The organism is Lutibacter sp. Hel_I_33_5 (assembly GCF_007827455.1).
Lineage (GTDB): Bacteria > Bacteroidota > Bacteroidia > Flavobacteriales > Flavobacteriaceae > Polaribacter.
Window position 1 is genome coordinate 159,921 of sequence record NZ_VISM01000001.1, and the last position, 20,310, is coordinate 180,230.

21 protein-coding genes are annotated in these 20,310 nt (G+C 31.2%); 6 read left to right on the top strand and 15 right to left on the bottom strand.

Annotated features, from left to right (window positions below):
• From OD91_RS00720 to OD91_RS00730, 3 genes are all read left to right on the top strand, one after another.
• Window positions 1–723 (top strand): LytTR family DNA-binding domain-containing protein, encoded by a 723-nt coding sequence (locus tag OD91_RS00720; RefSeq protein ID WP_144894492.1) that lies wholly within the window; start codon window positions 1–3, stop codon window positions 721–723.
• A gap of 124 nt (window positions 724–847) precedes the next feature.
• Window positions 848–1,684, top strand: a complete 837-nt coding sequence (locus tag OD91_RS00725; protein WP_144894493.1) for a T9SS type A sorting domain-containing protein — start codon at window positions 848–850, stop codon at window positions 1,682–1,684.
• Window positions 1,685–1,815: 131 nt separating this feature from the next.
• On the top strand, window positions 1,816–2,484 hold the full coding sequence (locus OD91_RS00730; protein WP_370511749.1) for a pseudouridine synthase: 669 nt from the start codon (window positions 1,816–1,818) through the stop codon (window positions 2,482–2,484).
• A 1-nt stretch (window position 2,485) separates the two neighbouring features.
• On the opposite strand, the gene OD91_RS00735 is transcribed toward OD91_RS00730, so the two are convergent.
• The 5 genes from OD91_RS00735 to OD91_RS00755 form a co-directional block, all read right to left on the bottom strand.
• Window positions 2,486–2,665, bottom strand: coding sequence for a CPXCG motif-containing cysteine-rich protein (locus OD91_RS00735; protein ID WP_144894495.1), 180 nt, complete (start codon window positions 2,663–2,665; stop codon window positions 2,486–2,488).
• A gap of 2 nt (window positions 2,666–2,667) precedes the next feature.
• The gene (locus OD91_RS00740) at window positions 2,668–3,672 is read right to left on the bottom strand and encodes an NADP-dependent oxidoreductase (protein ID WP_144894496.1); all 1,005 of its coding nucleotides are present in this window, start codon (window positions 3,670–3,672) and stop codon (window positions 2,668–2,670) included.
• A gap of 14 nt (window positions 3,673–3,686) precedes the next feature.
• On the bottom strand, window positions 3,687–5,675 hold the full coding sequence (locus OD91_RS00745; protein ID WP_144894497.1) for a thiamine pyrophosphate-dependent enzyme: 1,989 nt from the start codon (window positions 5,673–5,675) through the stop codon (window positions 3,687–3,689).
• Between the two features lie 105 nt (window positions 5,676–5,780).
• Window positions 5,781–6,272, bottom strand: a complete 492-nt coding sequence (locus OD91_RS00750; protein ID WP_255513271.1) for an Lrp/AsnC family transcriptional regulator — start codon at window positions 6,270–6,272, stop codon at window positions 5,781–5,783.
• Between the two features lie 81 nt (window positions 6,273–6,353).
• On the bottom strand, window positions 6,354–7,403 hold the full coding sequence (locus OD91_RS00755) for a M14 family zinc carboxypeptidase (RefSeq protein WP_144894499.1): 1,050 nt from the start codon (window positions 7,401–7,403) through the stop codon (window positions 6,354–6,356).
• A gap of 330 nt (window positions 7,404–7,733) precedes the next feature.
• Here OD91_RS00755 and OD91_RS00760 point away from each other — a divergent pair, with 330 nt between their 5' ends.
• Entirely contained in the window at window positions 7,734–8,099 is a 366-nt protein-coding gene (locus OD91_RS00760; protein ID WP_144894500.1) for a helix-turn-helix domain-containing protein, read from the top strand.
• 112 nt (window positions 8,100–8,211) lie between these two features.
• Here the strand turns inward: OD91_RS00760 and OD91_RS00765 are convergent, their stop codons facing one another.
• Window positions 8,212–9,417 carry an NADH:flavin oxidoreductase/NADH oxidase family protein gene (locus OD91_RS00765; RefSeq protein WP_144894501.1) on the bottom strand — a complete coding sequence of 402 codons (1,206 nt, stop codon included), beginning with the start codon at window positions 9,415–9,417 and terminating at the stop codon, window positions 8,212–8,214.
• A 193-nt stretch (window positions 9,418–9,610) separates the two neighbouring features.
• Between OD91_RS00765 and OD91_RS00770 the strand changes: the two genes are divergently transcribed.
• Window positions 9,611–10,399 carry a peptidase MA family metallohydrolase gene (locus tag OD91_RS00770; RefSeq protein ID WP_144894502.1) on the top strand — a complete coding sequence of 263 codons (789 nt, stop codon included), beginning with the start codon at window positions 9,611–9,613 and terminating at the stop codon, window positions 10,397–10,399.
• A 154-nt stretch (window positions 10,400–10,553) separates the two neighbouring features.
• Window positions 10,554–11,030: a GNAT family N-acetyltransferase gene (locus tag OD91_RS00775; RefSeq protein WP_144894503.1), complete on the top strand. Its 477-nt coding sequence runs from the start codon at window positions 10,554–10,556 to the stop codon at window positions 11,028–11,030.
• A 123-nt stretch (window positions 11,031–11,153) separates the two neighbouring features.
• Here OD91_RS00775 and argH read toward each other — a convergent pair whose 3' ends face one another.
• The 9 genes from argH to argC form a co-directional block, all read right to left on the bottom strand.
• Window positions 11,154–12,434 carry an argininosuccinate lyase gene (gene argH / locus OD91_RS00780; protein ID WP_144894504.1) on the bottom strand — a complete coding sequence of 427 codons (1,281 nt, stop codon included), beginning with the start codon at window positions 12,432–12,434 and terminating at the stop codon, window positions 11,154–11,156.
• A 102-nt stretch (window positions 12,435–12,536) separates the two neighbouring features.
• Window positions 12,537–13,604 (bottom strand): M20 family metallo-hydrolase, encoded by a 1,068-nt coding sequence (locus tag OD91_RS00785; protein ID WP_144894505.1) that lies wholly within the window; start codon window positions 13,602–13,604, stop codon window positions 12,537–12,539.
• A 1-nt stretch (window position 13,605) separates the two neighbouring features.
• A complete protein-coding gene (gene argB / locus OD91_RS00790) occupies window positions 13,606–14,382 on the bottom strand; it encodes an acetylglutamate kinase (protein ID WP_144894506.1) in 777 nt (258 codons plus the stop codon).
• A 96-nt stretch (window positions 14,383–14,478) separates the two neighbouring features.
• On the bottom strand, window positions 14,479–15,417 hold the full coding sequence (locus OD91_RS00795; RefSeq protein WP_144894507.1) for an acetylornithine carbamoyltransferase: 939 nt from the start codon (window positions 15,415–15,417) through the stop codon (window positions 14,479–14,481).
• 7 nt (window positions 15,418–15,424) lie between these two features.
• Window positions 15,425–16,189 (bottom strand): glutamate 5-kinase, encoded by a 765-nt coding sequence (gene proB / locus OD91_RS00800; RefSeq protein WP_144896892.1) that lies wholly within the window; start codon window positions 16,187–16,189, stop codon window positions 15,425–15,427.
• 1 nt (window position 16,190) lies between these two features.
• A complete protein-coding gene (locus tag OD91_RS00805) occupies window positions 16,191–17,384 on the bottom strand; it encodes a glutamate-5-semialdehyde dehydrogenase (RefSeq protein ID WP_144894508.1) in 1,194 nt (397 codons plus the stop codon).
• A gap of 11 nt (window positions 17,385–17,395) precedes the next feature.
• Window positions 17,396–18,526 (bottom strand): aspartate aminotransferase family protein, encoded by a 1,131-nt coding sequence (locus OD91_RS00810; protein WP_144894509.1) that lies wholly within the window; start codon window positions 18,524–18,526, stop codon window positions 17,396–17,398.
• Window position 18,527: 1 nt separating this feature from the next.
• Complete coding sequence (gene proC, locus OD91_RS00815; RefSeq protein WP_144894510.1) at window positions 18,528–19,322, bottom strand: pyrroline-5-carboxylate reductase; 795 nt, start codon at window positions 19,320–19,322, stop codon at window positions 18,528–18,530.
• 10 nt (window positions 19,323–19,332) lie between these two features.
• The gene (gene argC / locus OD91_RS00820; protein ID WP_144894511.1) at window positions 19,333–20,310 is read right to left on the bottom strand and encodes an N-acetyl-gamma-glutamyl-phosphate reductase; all 978 of its coding nucleotides are present in this window, start codon (window positions 20,308–20,310) and stop codon (window positions 19,333–19,335) included.

Sequence of the window (20,310 nt, forward strand, 5' to 3'; positions counted from 1 at the left end):
TTGAAAACTAGAGTTTGTATTATTGATGATGAACAATTAGCTATAAATGAGCTTACACTCTTATTATCTGATTATAGCGATATAGAAGTTTGTGCTACAGCGAAATCTGCTACTGAAGCTATTTCAATAATAAATAAGAATAAACCAGATATTGTTTTTTTAGATATTCAATTAAAAGAAACCAATGCTTTTACGATCATTGATAAAATAAAAGTAAAAACACATATTATATTTGTTACTGCTTATGATGAATATGCGGTAAGGGCTTTTAAAATAAATGCTTTAGATTACTTACTTAAACCTGTACTTAAAGAAAGACTTTCAGAATCAATTAACCGATTTTATACTAAGGTTTCGCCAAAAAAAGTTGAAGAATTAAAATATAAATACTCAGATAGAATTATTATCAATCAAAAGAATGAATTCAAATTAATTTCAATAAATGAAATTATTGCCATAACTGCTGATGGAGATTATACGTGTTTATTGTTAAAAAATGATTCAAAAAAATTAGTCCTAAAACCTTTGTCTGATTGGGAGAAACTACTTCCCTATCAAAATTTTGAGCGCATCCATAGAAGTACAATCATTAACCTAGACGCTATTGATAAAATTGAAAAAAGCTTTAATAATACGTGCAAGGTGTTTTTAAAAAACAACCCACTACCCTTTCAGATGAGTCAACGATTTACTTCAAAATTTTTAAATAAGTATAAAGCTTAATTTTTTTTACCGACTTACTTGTTCACTTACCTATAAAATTCTTCACTAAAAGGTAAACTAGTTTCTAATAAGCAATTTCAACTCTAAATTGCATAGAAATAACTAAACAAACAAAATTATACTTATGAAAACAATTACATTAAAACTATCTGTGGTATTGTTTACTTTACTCTGCAATAGCATAGCATTTGGACAATGTGCAACTACTGCTAATATATACTCATTTGTATATGATGGAAAAACGTACGAAGTTATTAAAGAAAATAAAAACTGGCTTGATGCAGCTGCTTGTGCAGTAGAAAGAGGTGGAATTTTAGTAGAAATTAATAACGTAGCAGAACAGAATGCAATTTACACACAGCTAAATTCAAATGCTAACATTACGAATAGCAATACAAAAGCTCCAGATGGTGGTGGTGGCTCTTATGTTTGGATTGGTGGTAATGATTTGGATACTGAAGGTAAATGGGTGTGGAATGGAAATAATGATGATGAATCCACACAATTTTGGGAAGGTACATCTAATGGAAGTGCTGTAAATGGATTATATAGTAATTGGGGAAATGAGCCGGATGATTGGAATGGACAAGATGCATTAGCGTTATCCTTAAATGGGTGGCCACTTGGAGTTGCGAGTGAATGGAATGATGTAGATCATACAAATACACTGTATTATGTTGTAGAACATCCAACTATACTTTCTGTAGGTGATAATTTTGATTTTAATAAAAGAATTAAACTATATCCAAATCCTGTACAAGGTTATTTAACGATAAAAACAAGTGGGATTGACTTACACAGTATTGTAGTCTATAATGCAATAGGTAAAAGAATATTTGAAAATAAAAAAGAAAATTTAGTTTCAAAAAAAATTGATTTATCTAATTTAAATAATGGTATCTATTTTATTAAAATCAGTACAAAAAATGGTAAATCTATTATTAAAAGAGTCGTTAAATAATATTACTTTATCTGTAAAAGTAATTTGATTAAGACAGTATTAAGTTTAAACTTTTGAAGGTATCTTTGTTTTTTAATTATTAAACGTATCTACCTATCAATTTAGAAATTATTTTCGAAGACAAATACTGTATTTGTGTACGTAAGCCCAATAATATGTTGGTTCATCATGCATATCATTCTAGAAATGTTATAGAAGAACAATCGTTATTGCAATTAATGGATGAAGAAATTGGTGGTAAGTTTTACCCTATTCATCGTTTGGATAGAAAGACTTCTGGAATACTATTATTAGCAAAAGAAACAAAATTTGTTTCTAAATTTCAAGAACTGTTTACTAATAATGAAATTCAGAAAACCTATTATGGTGTTGTTCGTGGATTTTCTCCTGAAACAAAAACAATAGATTCGCCTGTAAAAGGACGCGATGCTAATGTGCATAAAGAAGCACTAACCCATTTAAGAACTTTAGAGAATATTACCTTAGATATTCCTGTAAAACCTTATGATTCTTCACGTTATAGTTTAGTTGAAATGTCACCAAAAACAGGAAGAATGCATCAATTAAGAGTGCATACAAACAAAATTAGTCATCCTTTACTTGGTGATACAAAATATGGAGATAAAAACCATGATACCATGTTTGATGAAAACTTTGGATGGAAAAACATGTTTTTACACGCAGGTTCGTTAGCGTTTAATCATCCGTTTACCAAAGAAGAGTTGTTTTTAAAAGCATCATTCCCAAAAGATTGGATTTCTTTATTTGATGAGTTTACGTGGAAAAACCCATTGAAATAAGTTATTGCTCAATTGAATGACTGCTAAATGATGCTAACTCACCATTTTCAAACATTGGTGTCAATTCTATCGGATTACAGCACACCTCACAATCTTCAATATAAGTTTGTTTTGAAACACTAGTATCTAAAATCATAGAAACATTTTCCCAACAATGCGGACATTGAAAAAAATGTTCCATTTTTAATCCTCTTTAACTTTTAAAACTAGTTTTCCTTTTTTATCACCATTGAACAATCGTTCGTAAGTTTCTTTAAAATTTTCTATACCAGTATATATATCTTCTTTAGATTTTAATTTTCCTTCTTTCATCCAAATAGCCATTTGATGTGCAGCTTTTCCATAATCTTTTGCATAATCCATAACGACCATACCCTGCATAGAAGCTCTATTTACTAATAAAGATAGATAATTGCTAGGGCCATCAATTTTGGTTGTATTATTATATTGAGAAATTGCACCACAAATAACAACTCTTGCTCGCATTCTAAGTTTAGAAAGTGCCGCGTCTAATATTTTTCCACCAACATTATCAAAATAAACATCAATTCCTTTAAGGCATTTTTGTTTTAAAGCAGAATATATATTTTCCGATTTATAGTCTATCGCTTCATCAAATCCTAATTCATTTAATAGGTATTCACATTTATCTTTACCACCAGCAATTCCTATTACTTTACAGCCTTTTATTTTTGCTATCTGGCCAACAACACTCCCAACTGCTCCAGCAGCTCCAGAAACTAAAACAATATCGCCTTCTTTTATTTTTCCGACTTCTAAAATTCCAAAATAAGCTGTCATTCCTGGCATTCCAAGAGTTCCAATATACATAGGCATTGGCGCTAAAGAATCATCTACTTTATACCAATTATCACCATTTGTTATTGCATATTGTTGTACTCCACCCCAACCTGTAACACAATCACCAACTTTAAAATTAGGATTGTTATTTACTTTAATTACTTTTCCTATTGATCCCGATCTCATAACATCATCAATAGCAACAGGATGTATATATGATTTTGTATCATTCATCCAACCACGCATTGCTGGGTCTAAAGAAACATAATGATGCTCAATTAATAATTCTCCATTATTTAATTCTGGAATATCAGAAACTTCTAAACTCCAAGTATTCTCATTTGGTACTCCAACAGGGCGTTCTTTAAAGATGATTTGTTTATTCATTCTATCTATTTTTATTAATAATTTATTAATGCTAAAAGTGATGATTCAAAACTATTTTTAGCTTGATATTGTTTTTCTAATTGAGGAACAAACGGAATCGGGGTTTCTAAACTAGCCACTCGTTTTACAGGTGCGTCTAATTGTTCAAAACAATTTTCTGTAATTAAAGCAGAAACATCGCTGGCAATTCCGCCAAACATAGAGTCTTCCTGTAAAATTATAGCTTTTCCTGTCTTTCTTACTGATTGATAAATAGCTTCAGTATCCAGAGGTTGTAAACTTCTTAAATCAATTAAATCAGCAGAAATTTGACTGTTTTTTTCTAATGTTTCTAAGGCCCAGTGTACACCAGCTCCATAAGAAATAATGGTTACATCATCTCCTTCTTTTAAGACTGCTGCTTTACCAATTTCTAAGGTAAAATAACCCTCCGATACTTCTTGATATACAGAGCGATATAACCCTTTATGTTCAAAGAACAATACAGGATTTGGATCATTAATCGCAGCATTTAATAAGCCTTTTGCATCTTGTGGAAATGCTGGGTAAATTACCTTTAAACCCGGTGTTTTTGTAAACCAAGCTTCATTTGTTTGACTATGGAATGGCCCTGCTCCTACGCCTCCACCACATGGCATTCTTACCACTACATCAGCGGGTTGAGACCATCTATAATTAGATTTCGCCAATAAATTTACAATCGGATTAAAACCAGACGACACAAAATCTGCAAACTGCATTTCCATCACTGCTTTCATTCCGTTAATAGCCAATCCGTAAGCTGCTGCTACAATCGCCGATTCGCAAATAGGCGTATTTCTAACCCGTTCTTTTCCGTATTTTTCTACAAATCCGTCAGTAATTTTAAAAACACCGCCATACTCGGCAATATCTTGTCCCATGATGACTAGATTATGATGTTTCCGCATAGATTGCTCTAAACTCTTAGAAATAGCGTCAATTAAGCGAATATTCTTAGTTTCTGAGGACGGATTTACATTAACAGACTCATAAGAAGTATACACATCATTTAATTCGGTTGTTAGATTCGGAATAATCTCTTCTTCATCATAAGCCATTTTTAAATGTACGTCTATTTCATTTTTTATTTCTGAATGATATTCTTCATCTAATGCATCCGTTAAAATCTTTTTCTTTACTAAATAAACTCTATAATTCGAAATAGGATCTTTTGCTGCCCATGTATCCATTAAATCTTTAGGAACATACTTTGTACCACTCGCCTCTTCATGTCCACGCATTCTAAAGGTTTTAAATTCCAGTAAAATCGGACGTGGATTCTCACGAACGCTTTCAGCTATTTTAGAAACTTCAGTATATACTTCAATGATATTATTACCATCAATTATATGATTTTCCATTCCGTAGCCTTTCCCTCTATCGGCTAAATGCTCGCAATTATATTGTTCTGATGCAGGTGTCGATAATCCGTATCCATTATTTTCAATACAAAAAAGTACAGGTAAACTCCATACGGATGCTACATTTAAGGCTTCATGAAAATCACCTTCGCTAGTTCCTCCTTCTCCAGTAAACACAGCACAAACTTGATTATTTTTCTTTAATTTATTTGCTAAAGCAATTCCGTCTGCAACACCCAATTGTGGACCTAAATGAGAAATCATTCCCACAATATTGTATTCTTGAGTTCCAAAGTGAAAACTACGATCTCTACCTTTGGTAAAACCATTCATTTTACCCTGCCATTGAGAGAAAAGTCGATGCAGTGGAATTTCTCGTGTCGTAAAAACACCTAAATTCCGATGCATGGGTAACATATATTCATCTTTTGTTAAAGCAGAAGTTACTCCAACAGAAATAGCTTCTTGACCAATGCCACTAAACCATTTAGAAATTTTACCTTGTCGTAATAAAATCAACATCTTCTCCTCTATTAATCGAGGCTTTAGCATTGATTTATAGAGCTTTAATAGTGTACTGTTTTCTAAAGTATTCTTAGAATACGAAATCGATTTAGACATTAATTATAACTTGAATATTTATTACAAACATAACGAAAAATATAGTGCATAAAAAAACCTTATTTAACTAAAAATAAGGCTTTGTAATTATTTGTTGATTACTATTTAAAATTCTTTAAATATAGCGTGCATCATACGTTTCTTGTCATTGATACTTTCTTCTAAAGCAATCATGGTTTCTGTTCTGTTCACTCCAGGAATATCATCTATTTTATAGATAATCTCTTTAGCATCTTGTGTTCCTTTTGCTCTAACTTTACAAAATATATTATACATCCCAGCAACTACATAGGCTACTGTTACATTTGGTATTGCTCTTAAGTTTTCAATAACAGTTTGTGTCATAGAAGTCTTTTCAAGAAAAATTCCAACATGAGCAATAAAAGAATAGCCCATTTTTTCATAATTCAGGGTTAATGTAGATCCTTGAATAATACCTTCATCTTCCATCTTTTTAACTCGTACATGGATAGTCCCAGCAGATACTAATAATTTTTTAGCAATATCTGTAAATGGTGTTCTTGCATTTTCTATTAAAATGTCTAAGATTTGATGATCAATTTCATCTAGGATAAATTTCTTCATTGTTTGTTTTATTGAATAAAAGTCAAACAATTATACGAAATAATAAGGAAATGGTAAAATAAAAAGGGAATATTCGAATAAAATTGAATAATTTTAACTTTCGAAAACGATTTCGGAATGTCCTTTATGTCCAGGAAGATCTCCTTTTTGATGTTTTACTAAAGATGAAACTAAGGTAGAATTGATGATTTTATATTCATATTGATAGCCAATATCGTCTTTTAAATTTGGATTTCTATGGATTACATCTAAGAACGATTTATCATTATTTGGTATCTCAAAATAAGGCTCATATTCTTCAAAATTTGAAGCTGTAGCAATATGATAGATTCCCTGTAAAAGTGCATAGTAATTATATTTACGCACTTCTTCTCGGTCATAATCGTTTTTATAATGCCCCGCTTCAATTAAAATAGTATTATAGCCAAGTTTTTGAAAGGTATCTCCCGTTGCTGTTGGATAAAACTCGTCTGTATATCTCCCAACATGATTCGGAATTACCTGTTGCAATAAAGCATTCATAGCAACAATAACATTCATAGTAAGTTTTCTGCCACTAGTTAACGCTCTAGATTCTTCTTCAGATGGTGCTAAGAAAGAGATGGTTGCCGGGTTATCGGTATTTTCTACACCAAAAATAGTACGTTGATCGTGCAGATTAAAACAATATGTTGGATTAAAATCATCTAATGTTTTTCTTAATAGGGTACTTTCTTTTGCTTCCAAAGCCACAGCGTCCCTGTTTAAATCAACCTCATTAGCATTCACACGTGTAAATCGTTCGGAACCATCAGGATTTAACATTGGGATAATTTCAAGCGTACATTCTTTTAAAATAGTACTAGAAATAGCCTCTTCTGTGTTTTTAAGCATGTTTAACAAGTCAAAAACTGCTTTTGTTCCTGTTGCTTCATTTCCATGCATTTGACTCCAAATAAGGATCTTTTTCTTCCCAGAACCGATGCTAAACTTATAAATAGGTCTATTTTCTTCTGAAAAACCAATTTGTACTACCGAAAAATGAGTAGCATGGTTTTTTATTAAAGGTTCAATATCTTCAATTCGAATCCATCGACCAAAAAGTTTCTCTTCTTTTATGGTTGAATATAGCGTTTCTAATGTAGCATGTTCAATGATATTCATACTGTATAAATTGACTACAAAAATAGACTTTATTTTTTTACTGATTACAATTGTAATTCAAAGAATAGTTACAATTGTAAATAGGTGAATTCACGTAAAATGTTACATTTGAAAACAATTTTATGGATCCTCATTTATAAACTATTCTTCTTCCATAATTATTGCAGTAAATTAATCATATTTAAAATTAAATAATTTGATATTAGCTAATTATATGATTTATATAAAGTAAAACTTTAATATATTTCACATGTATAATTGTAATAGTAGAACTCTTTTTTAGTATTTGAAAAATAAAACTTTACATTTGTAACAAACAAATACGTTACAATGGTAAACTCTGAAGATTTTATAAATAGGCTAAAAAAAATCATGGAAGTACATCAATTAACAGCATCAAATTTTGCTGATAAAATCAATGTGCAACGCTCTAGTATTTCGCATATTTTATCTGGAAGAAATAAACCAAGTTTAGATTTTGTTTTAAAAGTGACTTCAGTTTTTGAAGATGTAGATATGTATTGGTTATTAAATGGAAAAGGAACGTACCCAAAAGAAGCTGCAAGCCTCCCTTCTACCCCATCTTTATTTGAAAATGCACAGCAAGTATCAAGAAAAAGTTCATCTAGCCATAAAGGGATAGAACGAATTGTTGTTTTTTATAGTGATGGTACGTTTGAAGAGTATAATAAGTAATCATTACTAAATCATTGTCACTCCTGCGATGGCGGGAATCTCATGAAAAACACGTAAAAGCAAATGGATTCCTGCTTTCGTAGGAATGGCAGCATAGATTATTTGTCAAAATCTAAAACACAGTTTCTTTAATAAAATTAAAGAATACAGACCAAACACTCAATTTTGGATTTGGAACCTCACCTTTACCCATCCTTTTCATTTGTTGAGAAAAATAAGAGATATCTAAGAAACCCATTTTATCAATAAATTTTAAACCGGTTTTTACTGGCGGAATATGTGCTTCTGTCCTACTACCTTCAAAAAACTCTTTAGAAAGGTGCGGAAATACAGCAAAAGGTCGCGCTAAGCCAACAAAATCTAGTTCATTATTCTCAATTGCTTTTTCCATTATATCTAAGGTTCTAAATCCTCCAGTTAATAATAAGGGAACTTTTGTTTTTGCTCTTGCTTTTACAATGAACTCTGCAAAATAAGCCTCTCTTTTTTTTGTACTTTCTTTTATCTTTTTTCCAGCTCCCATCATCGCTGCTTTTTCATACGTTCCACCAGAAACTTCAATCATATCAATTCCTTCAGCAGACAGCATTTCTATAACTTCTAACGATTCTTCTTCAGTAAAGGCTCCTCTTTGAAAATCGGCAGAATTTATTTTAATTCCTATAGGAAAACCAGGGCCAACTTTTTTTCTCATGTTTCTATAAATCTCCAAAGCAAAACGTGCTCTGTTCTCTAAAGAACCTCCCCATGTATCGGTACGTAAATTTGTTAATGTAGAAAGAAACTGACTTACCAAATATCCATGAGCTCCATGAATCTGCACCCCTTTAAAACCTGCTTTTTTAGCAGTTAATGCGCAATCTCCAAAACCATCTATACATTTCCATATTTCATCCTCTGTCATTGGTCTAGGCTTTGGAAACATGGATTTTATAGGCAATTGAACATCGGAAGCACTTACTACATCTTTATTAAATTTAGGCGATTGTCTTCCTGGATGATTAATTTGCATCCAAAGATGACTTCCATGTTTTTGTGAAACAGCTGCCCATTCTTTAAGTTCTGTCATGTAGGTTACATCTTCCACTACCACATTTCTAGGCTCATTCAATGCTTTACTATCCATCATTACATTTCCAGAAATCAAAATTCCTGTCCCTCCTTCTCCCCAAGTTTTATACAATTTAAGGATGCGTTCAGAAGGTTTTCCGCCTTTATCAGCATTATTTTCACTCATTGCAGATTTTACGATTCTATTAGGAATGGTAACACCGCAAGGTAATGTGAAGGATTGTTGTAGTTTTTTTGCTGATTTCATTAAGAATACGGATTAGCTTGTGAATGGAAATTTAGTTGGTTGTAAATTACATAATATTAATTAATATATATTGTAAAAGGTTGTTTTTTCTGTTGATTTTCTAATCTAAAAAACCGAACTTAGCTAACTACGAATATAATACATTGAACGTTGAATATTCGTGTTAACGTTGTTGGTAATTAAAATTCAAAAAATGAAATTAGGAAAAATAATAATCATTATTTTAAGTGTATTTATTGTGAGTTGTTCAAATAACTCAGAAAAAAAAGAAGAATGGTCAAAAATTACAAGAGAGAGTAAAAAAATTAATAATATAACGTACTATTTCTCTTCCGAGATTGATATCCTTAGAAGGAATTATGCAATAAAGGAATGTCAAAATTCTATTATTGAAAACCTCAAACTAATTAAAGAGACTGAATTTACAAATGAAATGGATATTGAGTTTGTGGAATCTAGAAAAGAAATGTTAAAATATACTGGAATGGGAGCACAAGGAATGGCTTTTCCCAAAAGAAATACATTGTTCACTTTATTAAAAGATGAAGGTTCTCCTATAAAACACGAAGTGATGCATATGATAACAATGTATAAATGGGGGATTCCTTCAGAATCATCTACTTGGATGAATGAAGGACTTGCTACTTATGCTGGTGGAAGTTGTCCTGGGTTTTCTTTATCAGAATCTTATAAATATTTCATTCAAAGTAAGAAAGTTATATCAATGAAAAATTTAGCTATTAATTTTTATGGGAATCCTGAAATGATAGCTTATACTCAAAGTGCATTTGTATGTAAATTCTTGATTGATAATTATGGTTTGGGAAAATTTAAATTATTATGGAAAAATGGATTTAATGAATTACAATCTATTTATGGATTTAATAATCAGGAATTAGAAATGAGTTTATTAGAATTTATTACTAAAAAATATTCGACGGAAATTGAATTTAATTGGAATAAATTTAATGAGGGATGTTAAATTCTACCTAAATACTGTATGAAATTAATTCTGATTTTAGCCAGTTTACGAATGTCTTCGCGGACTTTCTATCTGTGTTTTATTTGCTAAATTAGTTCTTACTCACGCAACGAAATCATACATTAGACCGATTGCATTAATAAAGAAAACTGAATTGAAAATTAGAGAAACACATAGAAATGATTTTAGCATTTCAACTGACAAGGATAAATTAGATATTTTGAGCATTCATAAATTTCTTGCAGAAGAAACTGATTGGGCAAATGGAATTCCAATGAATACTTTAAAAACATCAATTGAAAACTCTTTGAATTTTGGGCTTTATTACAAAAACCAACAAATTGGCTTTGCTAGAATAATTTCAGACTATTCAACTATTGCATACTTAGGAGATGTTTATATTCTAAAAGAGTATAGAGGAAAGGGATTAAGTAAATGGCTGATAAATGAAATAATGGAACACCCTAATCTCCAAGGTTTAAGACGTTGGATTTTATTAACTGATACAGCTGAATGGCTTTATAAAAAGTTTGGGTTTACGGAATTACCTAAACCTGAATTTTATATGGAGAAACATAACCCAAATGTATATAACGGAATAGATAAAATTAATGCCAATAATGATGTATAAAAATAATTGTTGTTTAGTGCTTAATCAAAGGTAGTTGTGTGTTTACAACGTCTAAATTTTCTGCGAAAATTTCTAGCAATCAAACCAGTAACAATTCTTTCACAAATCCGTTAACGAAAGTCTTTAATAAAACTCTGGATATTTAGCTCTAATTTCATCTAAACTCAAATTATGAATACTCCCAACATGACTATGTTTCTTAGTCATATCTGGTTCATAGGTTCCGTTTTCTACTTTAGCACCAATATCTTTGTAAGCGTCTCTATACGTCATTCCGTTTTCTACCAAGGTGTTCATATTATCAACCGTAAATAAGAATTTGTACTTGTCATCGGTTAAATCAATATCCTTTAAAATAATTTGTTGAATCGCATAATTAAAAATGTCTAAAATATCTTTTACATCTTCAAAAGCATTTATAATATTTTCTTTTAATAGTTGATAATCTCTATGATAACCACTTGGTAAGTTGTTTGTAATCAGAACCATTTCTGTATGCAGAGCCTGAATTTTATTACACTTTCCTCTAATAAGCTCAAAAACATCTGGATTTTTTTTATGCGGCATAATACTACTTCCAGTTGTTAATTCATTTGGAAACGTAATAAATCCAAAATTCTGACTCATATACAAACAAATATCCATTGCAAATCTACTAAGCGTATTACATAATCCGCCCAAAGCACTTGCAATAGAACGTTCGCTTTTTCCTCTACTAAGTTGAGCAGCAACTACATTGTATTTTAAGGTTGCAAAGTTTAATTCTTTGGTCGTTAATTCTCTATCAATAGGAAAAGAACTTCCATAACCAGCAGCAGAACCTAACGGATTTTGATCTACAATTTTAGAAACAGCGTTTAAGACATATACATCGTCTATTAATAATTCTGCATATGCTGAGAACCATAATCCGAATGATGAGGGCATTGCCACTTGTAAATGCGTATAGCCTGGTAATAGATGATCTTTATTTGTTTCTGCTAGGTTTAACAACGTATCAAAAAGTGTTTTGGTCTTTGCATTTATTTCTGATAAGTTTTCCTTGTAATACAGCTGTAATGCTACCAAAACTTGATCGTTTCTAGAACGAGCTGTATGAATCTTCTTACCAATATCCCCTAGTTTTTTGGTCAATTCGAACTCAATTTTAGAATGCACATCTTCAAAAGAATCTTCAATAACAAACGTTCCGTTTTCTATAGAAACAGCTAATTCTTCTAATCCCGCTTTTAATTGCTGATACTCATCAGAAGATAAAATATTGATAGACGCCAACATTTTAGCATGCGCTAAAGAAGCTTGAACATCATATTTTGCAATATGAATGTCAATTTCTCTATCGTTACCAACAGTAAATGACTCTATTTTTTTATCGATTGAAAATCCTTTATCCCAAAGTTTCATTTCTTCTTGGTTTTTGGTTTGTCTGGTCGAGCGCAGTCGAGACCTAAATTAATTTAGTTAATATAATAAACCTCTCGACTGCGCTCGAGGAGACATTGTAAGTTAAACAATTACTCGATTCAACAATTCAACATATATCTTCACTCCTTCTTCAATTTCTGCTAAATATATAAACTCATTTGCAGAATGTGAACGTGTACTATCACCAGGGCCAAGTTTTAATGATTGACAACTTAAAACTGATTGATCTGATAATGTTGGCGATCCATAGGTTTCTCTTCCCATTTCAATTCCTGCTTTGACTAAATCATGCTCTACAGAAATAGATGAGGAATTTAGTCGTAAACTTCTTGGAGTTATTTTTGTACAAGGTGATTGTTCTTGTAAAATAGCTGCAATTTCTTGATTAGAATAGGCATCATTTACACGAACATCAACAACTAATTCTACATGAGCAGGCACCACATTGTGTTGCTTACCAGCATTTATTTGAGTTACAGTCATTTTTACATCACCTAAAGCTTTAGAAAATTTATCAAATTTAAAGTCTTTAAACCACTGTAAAACATCTATGGTATTATAAATTGAATTGTTGTTATTTGGATGTGCTGCATGACTTGGTGTTCCTTCAATTACAGCATCAAAAACTACTAAACCTTTTTCTGCAACCGCTAAATTCATTAATGTTGGTTCTCCAACAATGGCAACATCAATATTTGGAATTATTGGTAACATAGAATTTAATCCATCAGGACCACTACTCTCCTCTTCAGCTGATGCTACAATTACCAAATTGTATTTCAAATTTTCCTCAGCATAAAAATGTGTAAACGTAGCCATTAAAGAAACCAAACAACCTCCAGCATCATTACTTCCCAAACCAAATAATTTTCCATCTTTTACAATCGCTTTAAAAGGATCATTTGTATACGCTGAATTTGGTTTTACAGTATCGTGATGAGAGTTTAACAACATTGAAGGCTTACTGTCATCAAAATATTTATTGGTTGCCCAAATATTATTTTTAGTCCTTTTAAACGGAATTTCATTTTCTGTAAACCAAGCTTCTATTAATAAAGCGGTGTTTTCTTCTTCAGATGAAAAGGATTGCGTTTCAATCAAATTTTTCAGTAAAGAAATTGCGTTTTCTGTTAATTTTTCGATTGCCATTTTATAAAGTGATTGTTGTAAAATTATCGTTGTCATTGGTTAACATAGCTGTATTTCCAATATGTACTTTTTGCACGCCATTATGTAAAGCATCAAAACAATTGTCTAATTTCGGAATCATTCCATCAGAGATAATTCCGTCTTTTAATAATTCTTGATAAGTTTTTGAATTGATGTTTTTAATTACAGATTCTTTATCATTAAAATCTTGTAAAACGCCATTCAACTCAAAACAGTAATAAATAGATGTATCATAAATTTCGCTCATTCCAACACCAATTGTACTTGCAATTGTATCTGCATTGGTATTTAGTAATTGACCTTTTCCATCATGCGTAATTGCACAAAACACAGGTGTAAAATCGGCTTTAATTAATTTATCTATTGAATTATGAGCAACCTTTTTTACATCGCCAACAAAACCATAATCAATTTCTTTAACGGGTCTTTTATCAGATTGAATGCTATTAATATCTGCTCCTGTTAAACCTATAGCGTCAATTTGTAACGCTTGTAATTTAGCTACTACATTTTTATTCACCAAACCTCCATACACCATTGTAATTACTTCTAATGTTTCAGCATCGGTAATACGTCTGCCCTCAATCATTTTTGATTCAATTCCCAATTTAGAAGCTATGTGAGTTGCTCGTTTTCCTCCACCATGAACTAAAATTTTATTGCCTTTTAGCTTAGAAAATAAATGTAGAAAAGAATTTAAAGATGATTCATCTTCTATTATATTTCCTCCAATTTTTATGATTGATAGTTTTTTCATACTAGCTGAACTTGTTTCAGTTTCCTTGTTTATTTATGTCTCCTCGAGCGCAGTCGAGAGGTTAATTAGTTCTCGACTGCGCTCGAACTGACAATCTTATAATTTCTCTATAATTTTTTTCAATACTAATTGAGCAGCGTACGTTCTATTATTCGCCTGCTCTATAACTAACGAAGCATCACTGTCTAAAACAGCGTCTTCTACAACTAAATTTCTTCTAACTGGTAAACAATGCATAAACTTAGCTTCGTCAATTTTTTCTTTGGTAATCATCCAACTTGGATCTGTATTTAGCACTTTTCCATACTCTTCATAAGAACTCCAGTTTTTTGTGTACACAAAATCTGCATCTTTAAAAGCCTCTTTTTGATTGTGATAAATTGGCGTATCTTTTGTTATTGCTGGATTTAAATCATATCCTTCAGGATTTGCAATTACAAAATCAACATCCATTTTTTGCATCGCTTGCACAAAACTATTACCAACTGCATGTGGTAATGCTTTAATGTGAGGTGCCCAACTTAAGACAACTTTTGGTCTCTTTTTGGTTGTGCTTTCTGCTATGGTAATTGCATCAGTTAAACCTTGTAAAGGATGACCTGTAGCACTTTCCATACTAACAATTGGTACAGAAGCAAATTCTATAAAAGAATTTAAAACGTGTTCTGATTCGTCTTTTTCCTTGTCTGTTAAACTAGGAAAAGCTCTTACAGCAATAACATCACAATATTGAGAAACTACAGCAGCAGCCTCTTTTATATGCTCTGCAGTGTTACCATTCATAACAGTTCCATCTCCAAATTCGATTCCCCAAGCATCACCAGAAACGTTCATTACAATAGGATCCATACCTAAATTTAAAGCAGCTTTTTGAGTACTTAAACGTGTACGTAAACTCGAATTAAAGAATAATAAACCTAATGTTTTGTCTTTCCCCAACTCTTTATTTACTAAAGGATTTGCTTTAATTTCTTTGGCTTCATCAATCCAAGAATTGATATTATCTATGTCGTTTATGGATGTATAATTCTTCATCTTCTATCTATTTTATTTTTGTAAACTGAACTTTATTATCAAAAGCTTTCGTGATAAAATTATCTTCTAAACCATTTACAATCCATGTTTCTATGTTTGCTTTTTTTGCTAATAAAGCAGATTCTATTTTAGATTCCATTCCACCACTTCCATGAGATGATTTTGAGTTTACTATTTCATGTTTTAAACTATCAATGTTGGTGACATTTTCTATAGTTTTAGGAGAGCTAGAATTTATAGAATCTTTTGTGTAAATACCATTGGTATTTGTTGCTATTATCAATAAATCTACATTTAATAAAGAAGCTGTTAATGCTGCTAGTTTATCATTGTCACCAAATTTAATTTCATCAGTAGCAACCGTATCATTCTCATTGATAATTGGAATATAACTATTGTTTACCAAAACATTGATGGTATTAACAATATTGGTCTTACTTTCTTCCTTTTCAAAATCTGAATAAGACAAAAGACATTGAGAACTTAATAAGCCATATTCTCTAAATATTTCTTGATATATTCTGATTAAATGTGGTTGACCGATTGATGCTAACGCTTGTTTTACAAATATTGCTGACTGTTTACTTTCTAGTTTTACAAATTGTTTTGCAACTGCAATAGCACCCGAACTTACAATTATAAACTCACATGTATCTTTAAGTTTAGCAATCTGATTTGCTATATCTTCTATTTTTCCTCTAGAAATATTATCAGTTTCTTTTGTAAGCGTATTAGAGCCTATTTTTAGTAAAATTCGTTTCTTTTTTAGCATACTATCTTGTTTGTCCATTTCCATGTACATACCATTTATTGGTTACTAAATGCTGTAACCCAATAGGTCCACGTTGATGTAATTTATCTGTACTTATTGCTAATTCTCCTCCTAAACCCAATTGCCCACCATCTGTAAAACGTGTAGATGCATTATGATACACTGCTGCCGTATCTACATTTTCCATAAAAAGTTTTGCTTTTTCTATGTTTCTGGTGATGATAGCTGCAGAATGTCCACCAGAATATTTATTGATTTTAGCAATACTAGCTTCATTAGATGCAATTTCTCCAATGACTATTTTATAATCTAAAAATTCTTCAAACCAAACATCGTCTGATTGAATTACCTCAAGTTTATTTTCCTGAGCAATCGTTGAATCTCCAATAACATTAATTTTTGATTCTTGTAATTTCGAAATTAATGAAGCAATAAAATTCTTTTTATTCGGTAAATTTTCATCAATTAGCACTTTATCAACTGCATTACAAGCAGATATTTTTGATTTCCCGTTTAAAATAACATCAATTGCAATGTCTAGATCAGCTTCTTCATCAACATACACAAAGTTATTTCCTCTACCACTAATTATTACTGGACAAGTAGCGTGTTGTTTTACAAAAGCAATTAAACGTTCTCCACCTCTTGGTACAATTAAATCTACTTTTTGTGTCGGTTTTTCTAAAAATGATTGCGTTTCTGTTCTATTGAATTTTAAGTATTCTACCCAATCCGTTGTTGCATTGTGTTGTATTAATGCTTGATGCCACAATTCCACAATTTTCAAATTAGATTGTAACGATTCTTTACCACCTTTTAATAAGATCTTATTTCCTGATTTAAAGGCAATTCCTGCTGCTTCAACAGTAACATCTGGTCTAGATTCATAAATAATTAAAACCGATCCAAAAGAAGCCGTTTTATTATACACTTGCATTCCATTATCATGCTTAAAACTAAAACGTTCTACACCAACTGGATCTTCTTGTGAAGCCAAATGTATTGCAGCAGCAATCATTTCATCAACTTTAGCATCATTTACTTTTAAACGATCAAACATAGAAATGTCTCCACCTTTATAAGCTTCTAAATCTTTTTTATTGATGTTAATGATGGATGCTCGTTCTTGATCTAACAACGCAGCCATGGTAAGTAATACGTTATTTTTAGTTTCTATGGATAAAAGCGTATTCATTCTGTAATTTTCTATTTATTTAAAGCGTCTTTTAGAGCTTCAAAAAATTGATTGATATGTTCTTTCTTAACTGTTAATGGCGGTAGAATTCTTAATAATTTCTTATTCATTGCACCGCCTGTAAAAATATGATAGTCATAAATTAATTTTTTACGTAAATCACCTACTTCAAAATTAAATTCTAATCCAAGCATCAACCCTTTTCCTTTAATATTTTTTATTTGAGGAATTGTGTTTGCTTTTTTAATGAAATACTCCGAAATGGTGTTAACATTATCAATTAATAATTCATCTTCAATAGTTTTTATAACTGATAAACCTGCTGCACAAGCCAAATGATTTCCGCCAAAAGTGGTTCCTAACATTCCAAATTTAGCTTTTATACTTGGGTGAATTAAAATTCCTCCAATAGGAAAACCATTTCCCATTCCTTTCGCAATAGATACTATTTCTGGAGTTACATTATAATGTTGATAAGCAAAGAATTTTCCAGAACGTCCATAACCAGACTGCACTTCATCAGCAATAAAAAATGTATTATTTGCTTTACAAATAACATCCACTTCTTCGTAAAATTCTGCAGTAGCTTCATCTAAACCTCCAACACCTTGAATAAATTCAATAATTACAGCACATACATCGCCTTTTTCTACTTCTCTTTTTACACCTTCAAGGTCATTTAATTCTAAAATAGTTACTTGTTGTTGCGCATTAATCGGCGCAATAATACTTTTATTATCTGTAGCCGCAACCGCTGCTGAAGTTCTACCGTGAAATCCGTTTTTGAATGCAACAACTCTAGGTTTACCTGTTTTAAAAGAGGCTAATTTTAATGCATTTTCATTCGCTTCTGCACCAGAATTACATAAAAAAAGTTGATACTCTTTACATCCAGAAAGTGATTCTAATTTATCCGCTAATTGCTTTTGTAACGGATTCTGAATTGCATTCGAATAAAACCCTAATTTTTCTACTTGATTAGTAATTGCTTCTACATAAGTTGGATGCGCATGACCAATAGAAATTACAGCATGACCTCCGTATAAATCTAAATATTGAGTATTATTTTCATCATATACATAAACATCCTTGGCAGAAACAGGAGTTACATCATATAATGGATATACGTTAAATAATGACATTTTAATTCTTTTTTAATTGGTTGATTTTTTCAAAAGATGCTACAATTCCTTGAATTAAAGCAGAACTTAAACCTTGATGCTCCATTTCATTTAACCCTTCTATAGTACATCCACTTGGTGTGGTTACTCTATCAATTTCTTGCTCTGGATGTCTTCCAGATTCAATTAATAAACTAGCTGACCCAAAACACGTTTGTACCGCTAATTCATGTGCTTGCTCTGCTTCAAACCCTAACTGAATAGCACCTTGTGTTGTTGCACGAACTAAACGCATCCAAAAAGCGATTCCACTTGCACAAATTACTGTAGCAGCTTGTACTAAATCTTCTGGAATAATCATGGTAGTTCCTAATTGATTGAATATCTCTTGAGCCAATGGCACCTCATTTTGTCCAGCTTTATTTGCAGCAATACAGGTCATTGATTTACCTATAGAAATAGCTGTATTAGGCATAATTCTAATGATTTTTTTATCATCACCTAAAATAGATTCAATCCTTACTGTGTCTACTCCTGCAGCTACAGACATAATAATATGTTTCTCTGTAATCTTTGGTTTTACACTTTCTAAAACAGCATCAATATGTTTAGGTTGAAGTGCAAAAAGCACGATATCTGAATTTTCAACAGCTTGCTCATTATCATTTGTTAAAAAAACATTTTCAACGCTTTCAAAGGCTTTTACCGCTTTTGTATTTCTATCACTTAAATACAATGAGGTAAATGATTTATTTTTAATCAACCCCTTTGCAATTGAACTTCCTAAGTTTCCTGTTCCTATTATGGCTATTTTCATATCGTTTATTTTAAAAATAAGTAGCTTTAAGATTTAACCCTAAGGTTTCTTCTAAACCGAACATTAAATTCATATTATGAATTGCTTGTCCAGAAGCTCCTTTTAAAAGATTATCTATGGTACTTGTTATTAGTAATTTATCGTTGTGTTTGTGTAAATGCAACAAGCATTTATTAGTGTTTACAACTTGTTTTAAATGAACATCGTTGTCGGAAACAAAAGTAAATTTTGAATCTTTATAGAATTCATTGTAGATATCTTTAGCTTCCTCTAAAGAACCATCAAATTTTGTGTACACAGTTGCAAAAATTCCTCTTGAGAAATTTCCTCTATTCGGCATAAAATTGATGTCAGAATTAAAACTTTCTTGTAATTGATTTACTGTTTGATTAATTTCCCCTAAATGCTGATGTATAAAAGGTTTATAGTAAGAAAAATTATTATCTCTCCAAGTAAAATGTGTAGCTTTAGATAAGGAAGTTCCTGCACCTGTTGCACCAGTAACGGCATTTATATGAACATCGTTATTTAATACGCTTTTTGCTGCTAAAGGTAAAATTGCCAATTGTAAAGCTGTTGCAAAACAACCTGGATTTGCAACATAAGTAGCATTTTTTATCTTCTCTTTTTGTAATTCTGGTAGCCCATAAATAAATTCTTTTCCTTCAAAAACCGCATCGACAGTTAATCTAAAATCATTACTTAAATCGATAATTTTAGTACTTTCCGAAAATTTATTTTTTTCTAAAAATGCTGTTGAATTTCCATGACCTAAACATAAAAACAAGACATCTATGTCTGTATTTATAGTATTGGTGAATTTTAACTCTATAGAACCTACCAAATCTTGATGAACATCACTTAGCTTATTACCTGCATTCGATGTACTATATACAAAGTTTATGGAAGCCTTTGGATGATTTAAGACTAATCTAATCAATTCTCCAGCTGTATAACCTGCGCCACCAATAATTCCTATCTGTAACAT

Coding starts and splice junctions, on each gene's coding strand:
- OD91_RS00795 (WP_144894507.1), bottom strand. CDS start 15,417: ATGAAGAATTATACATCCATAAACGACATAGATAATATCAATTCTTGG.
- OD91_RS00810 (WP_144894509.1), bottom strand. CDS start 18,526: ATGTCATTATTTAACGTATATCCATTATATGATGTAACTCCTGTTTCT.
- argB (WP_144894506.1), bottom strand. CDS start 14,382: ATGAAAAAACTATCAATCATAAAAATTGGAGGAAATATAATAGAAGAT.
- proC (WP_144894510.1), bottom strand. CDS start 19,322: ATGAAAATAGCCATAATAGGAACAGGAAACTTAGGAAGTTCAATTGCA.
- argC (WP_144894511.1), bottom strand. CDS start 20,310: ATGTTACAGATAGGAATTATTGGTGGCGCAGGTTATACAGCTGGAGAA.
- OD91_RS00755 (WP_144894499.1), bottom strand. CDS start 7,403: ATGAATATCATTGAACATGCTACATTAGAAACGCTATATTCAACCATA.
- OD91_RS00725 (WP_144894493.1), top strand. CDS start 848: ATGAAAACAATTACATTAAAACTATCTGTGGTATTGTTTACTTTACTC.
- proB (WP_144896892.1), bottom strand. CDS start 16,189: ATGCTAAAAAAGAAACGAATTTTACTAAAAATAGGCTCTAATACGCTT.
- OD91_RS00740 (WP_144894496.1), bottom strand. CDS start 3,672: ATGAATAAACAAATCATCTTTAAAGAACGCCCTGTTGGAGTACCAAAT.
- OD91_RS00785 (WP_144894505.1), bottom strand. CDS start 13,604: ATGGCAATCGAAAAATTAACAGAAAACGCAATTTCTTTACTGAAAAAT.
- OD91_RS00745 (WP_144894497.1), bottom strand. CDS start 5,675: ATGTCTAAATCGATTTCGTATTCTAAGAATACTTTAGAAAACAGTACA.
- argH (WP_144894504.1), bottom strand. CDS start 12,434: ATGAAACTTTGGGATAAAGGATTTTCAATCGATAAAAAAATAGAGTCA.
- OD91_RS00770 (WP_144894502.1), top strand. CDS start 9,611: ATGAAATTAGGAAAAATAATAATCATTATTTTAAGTGTATTTATTGTG.
- OD91_RS00805 (WP_144894508.1), bottom strand. CDS start 17,384: ATGAATACGCTTTTATCCATAGAAACTAAAAATAACGTATTACTTACC.
- OD91_RS00760 (WP_144894500.1), top strand. CDS start 7,734: ATGGTAAACTCTGAAGATTTTATAAATAGGCTAAAAAAAATCATGGAA.
- OD91_RS00735 (WP_144894495.1), bottom strand. CDS start 2,665: ATGGAACATTTTTTTCAATGTCCGCATTGTTGGGAAAATGTTTCTATG.
- OD91_RS00765 (WP_144894501.1), bottom strand. CDS start 9,417: ATGAAATCAGCAAAAAAACTACAACAATCCTTCACATTACCTTGCGGT.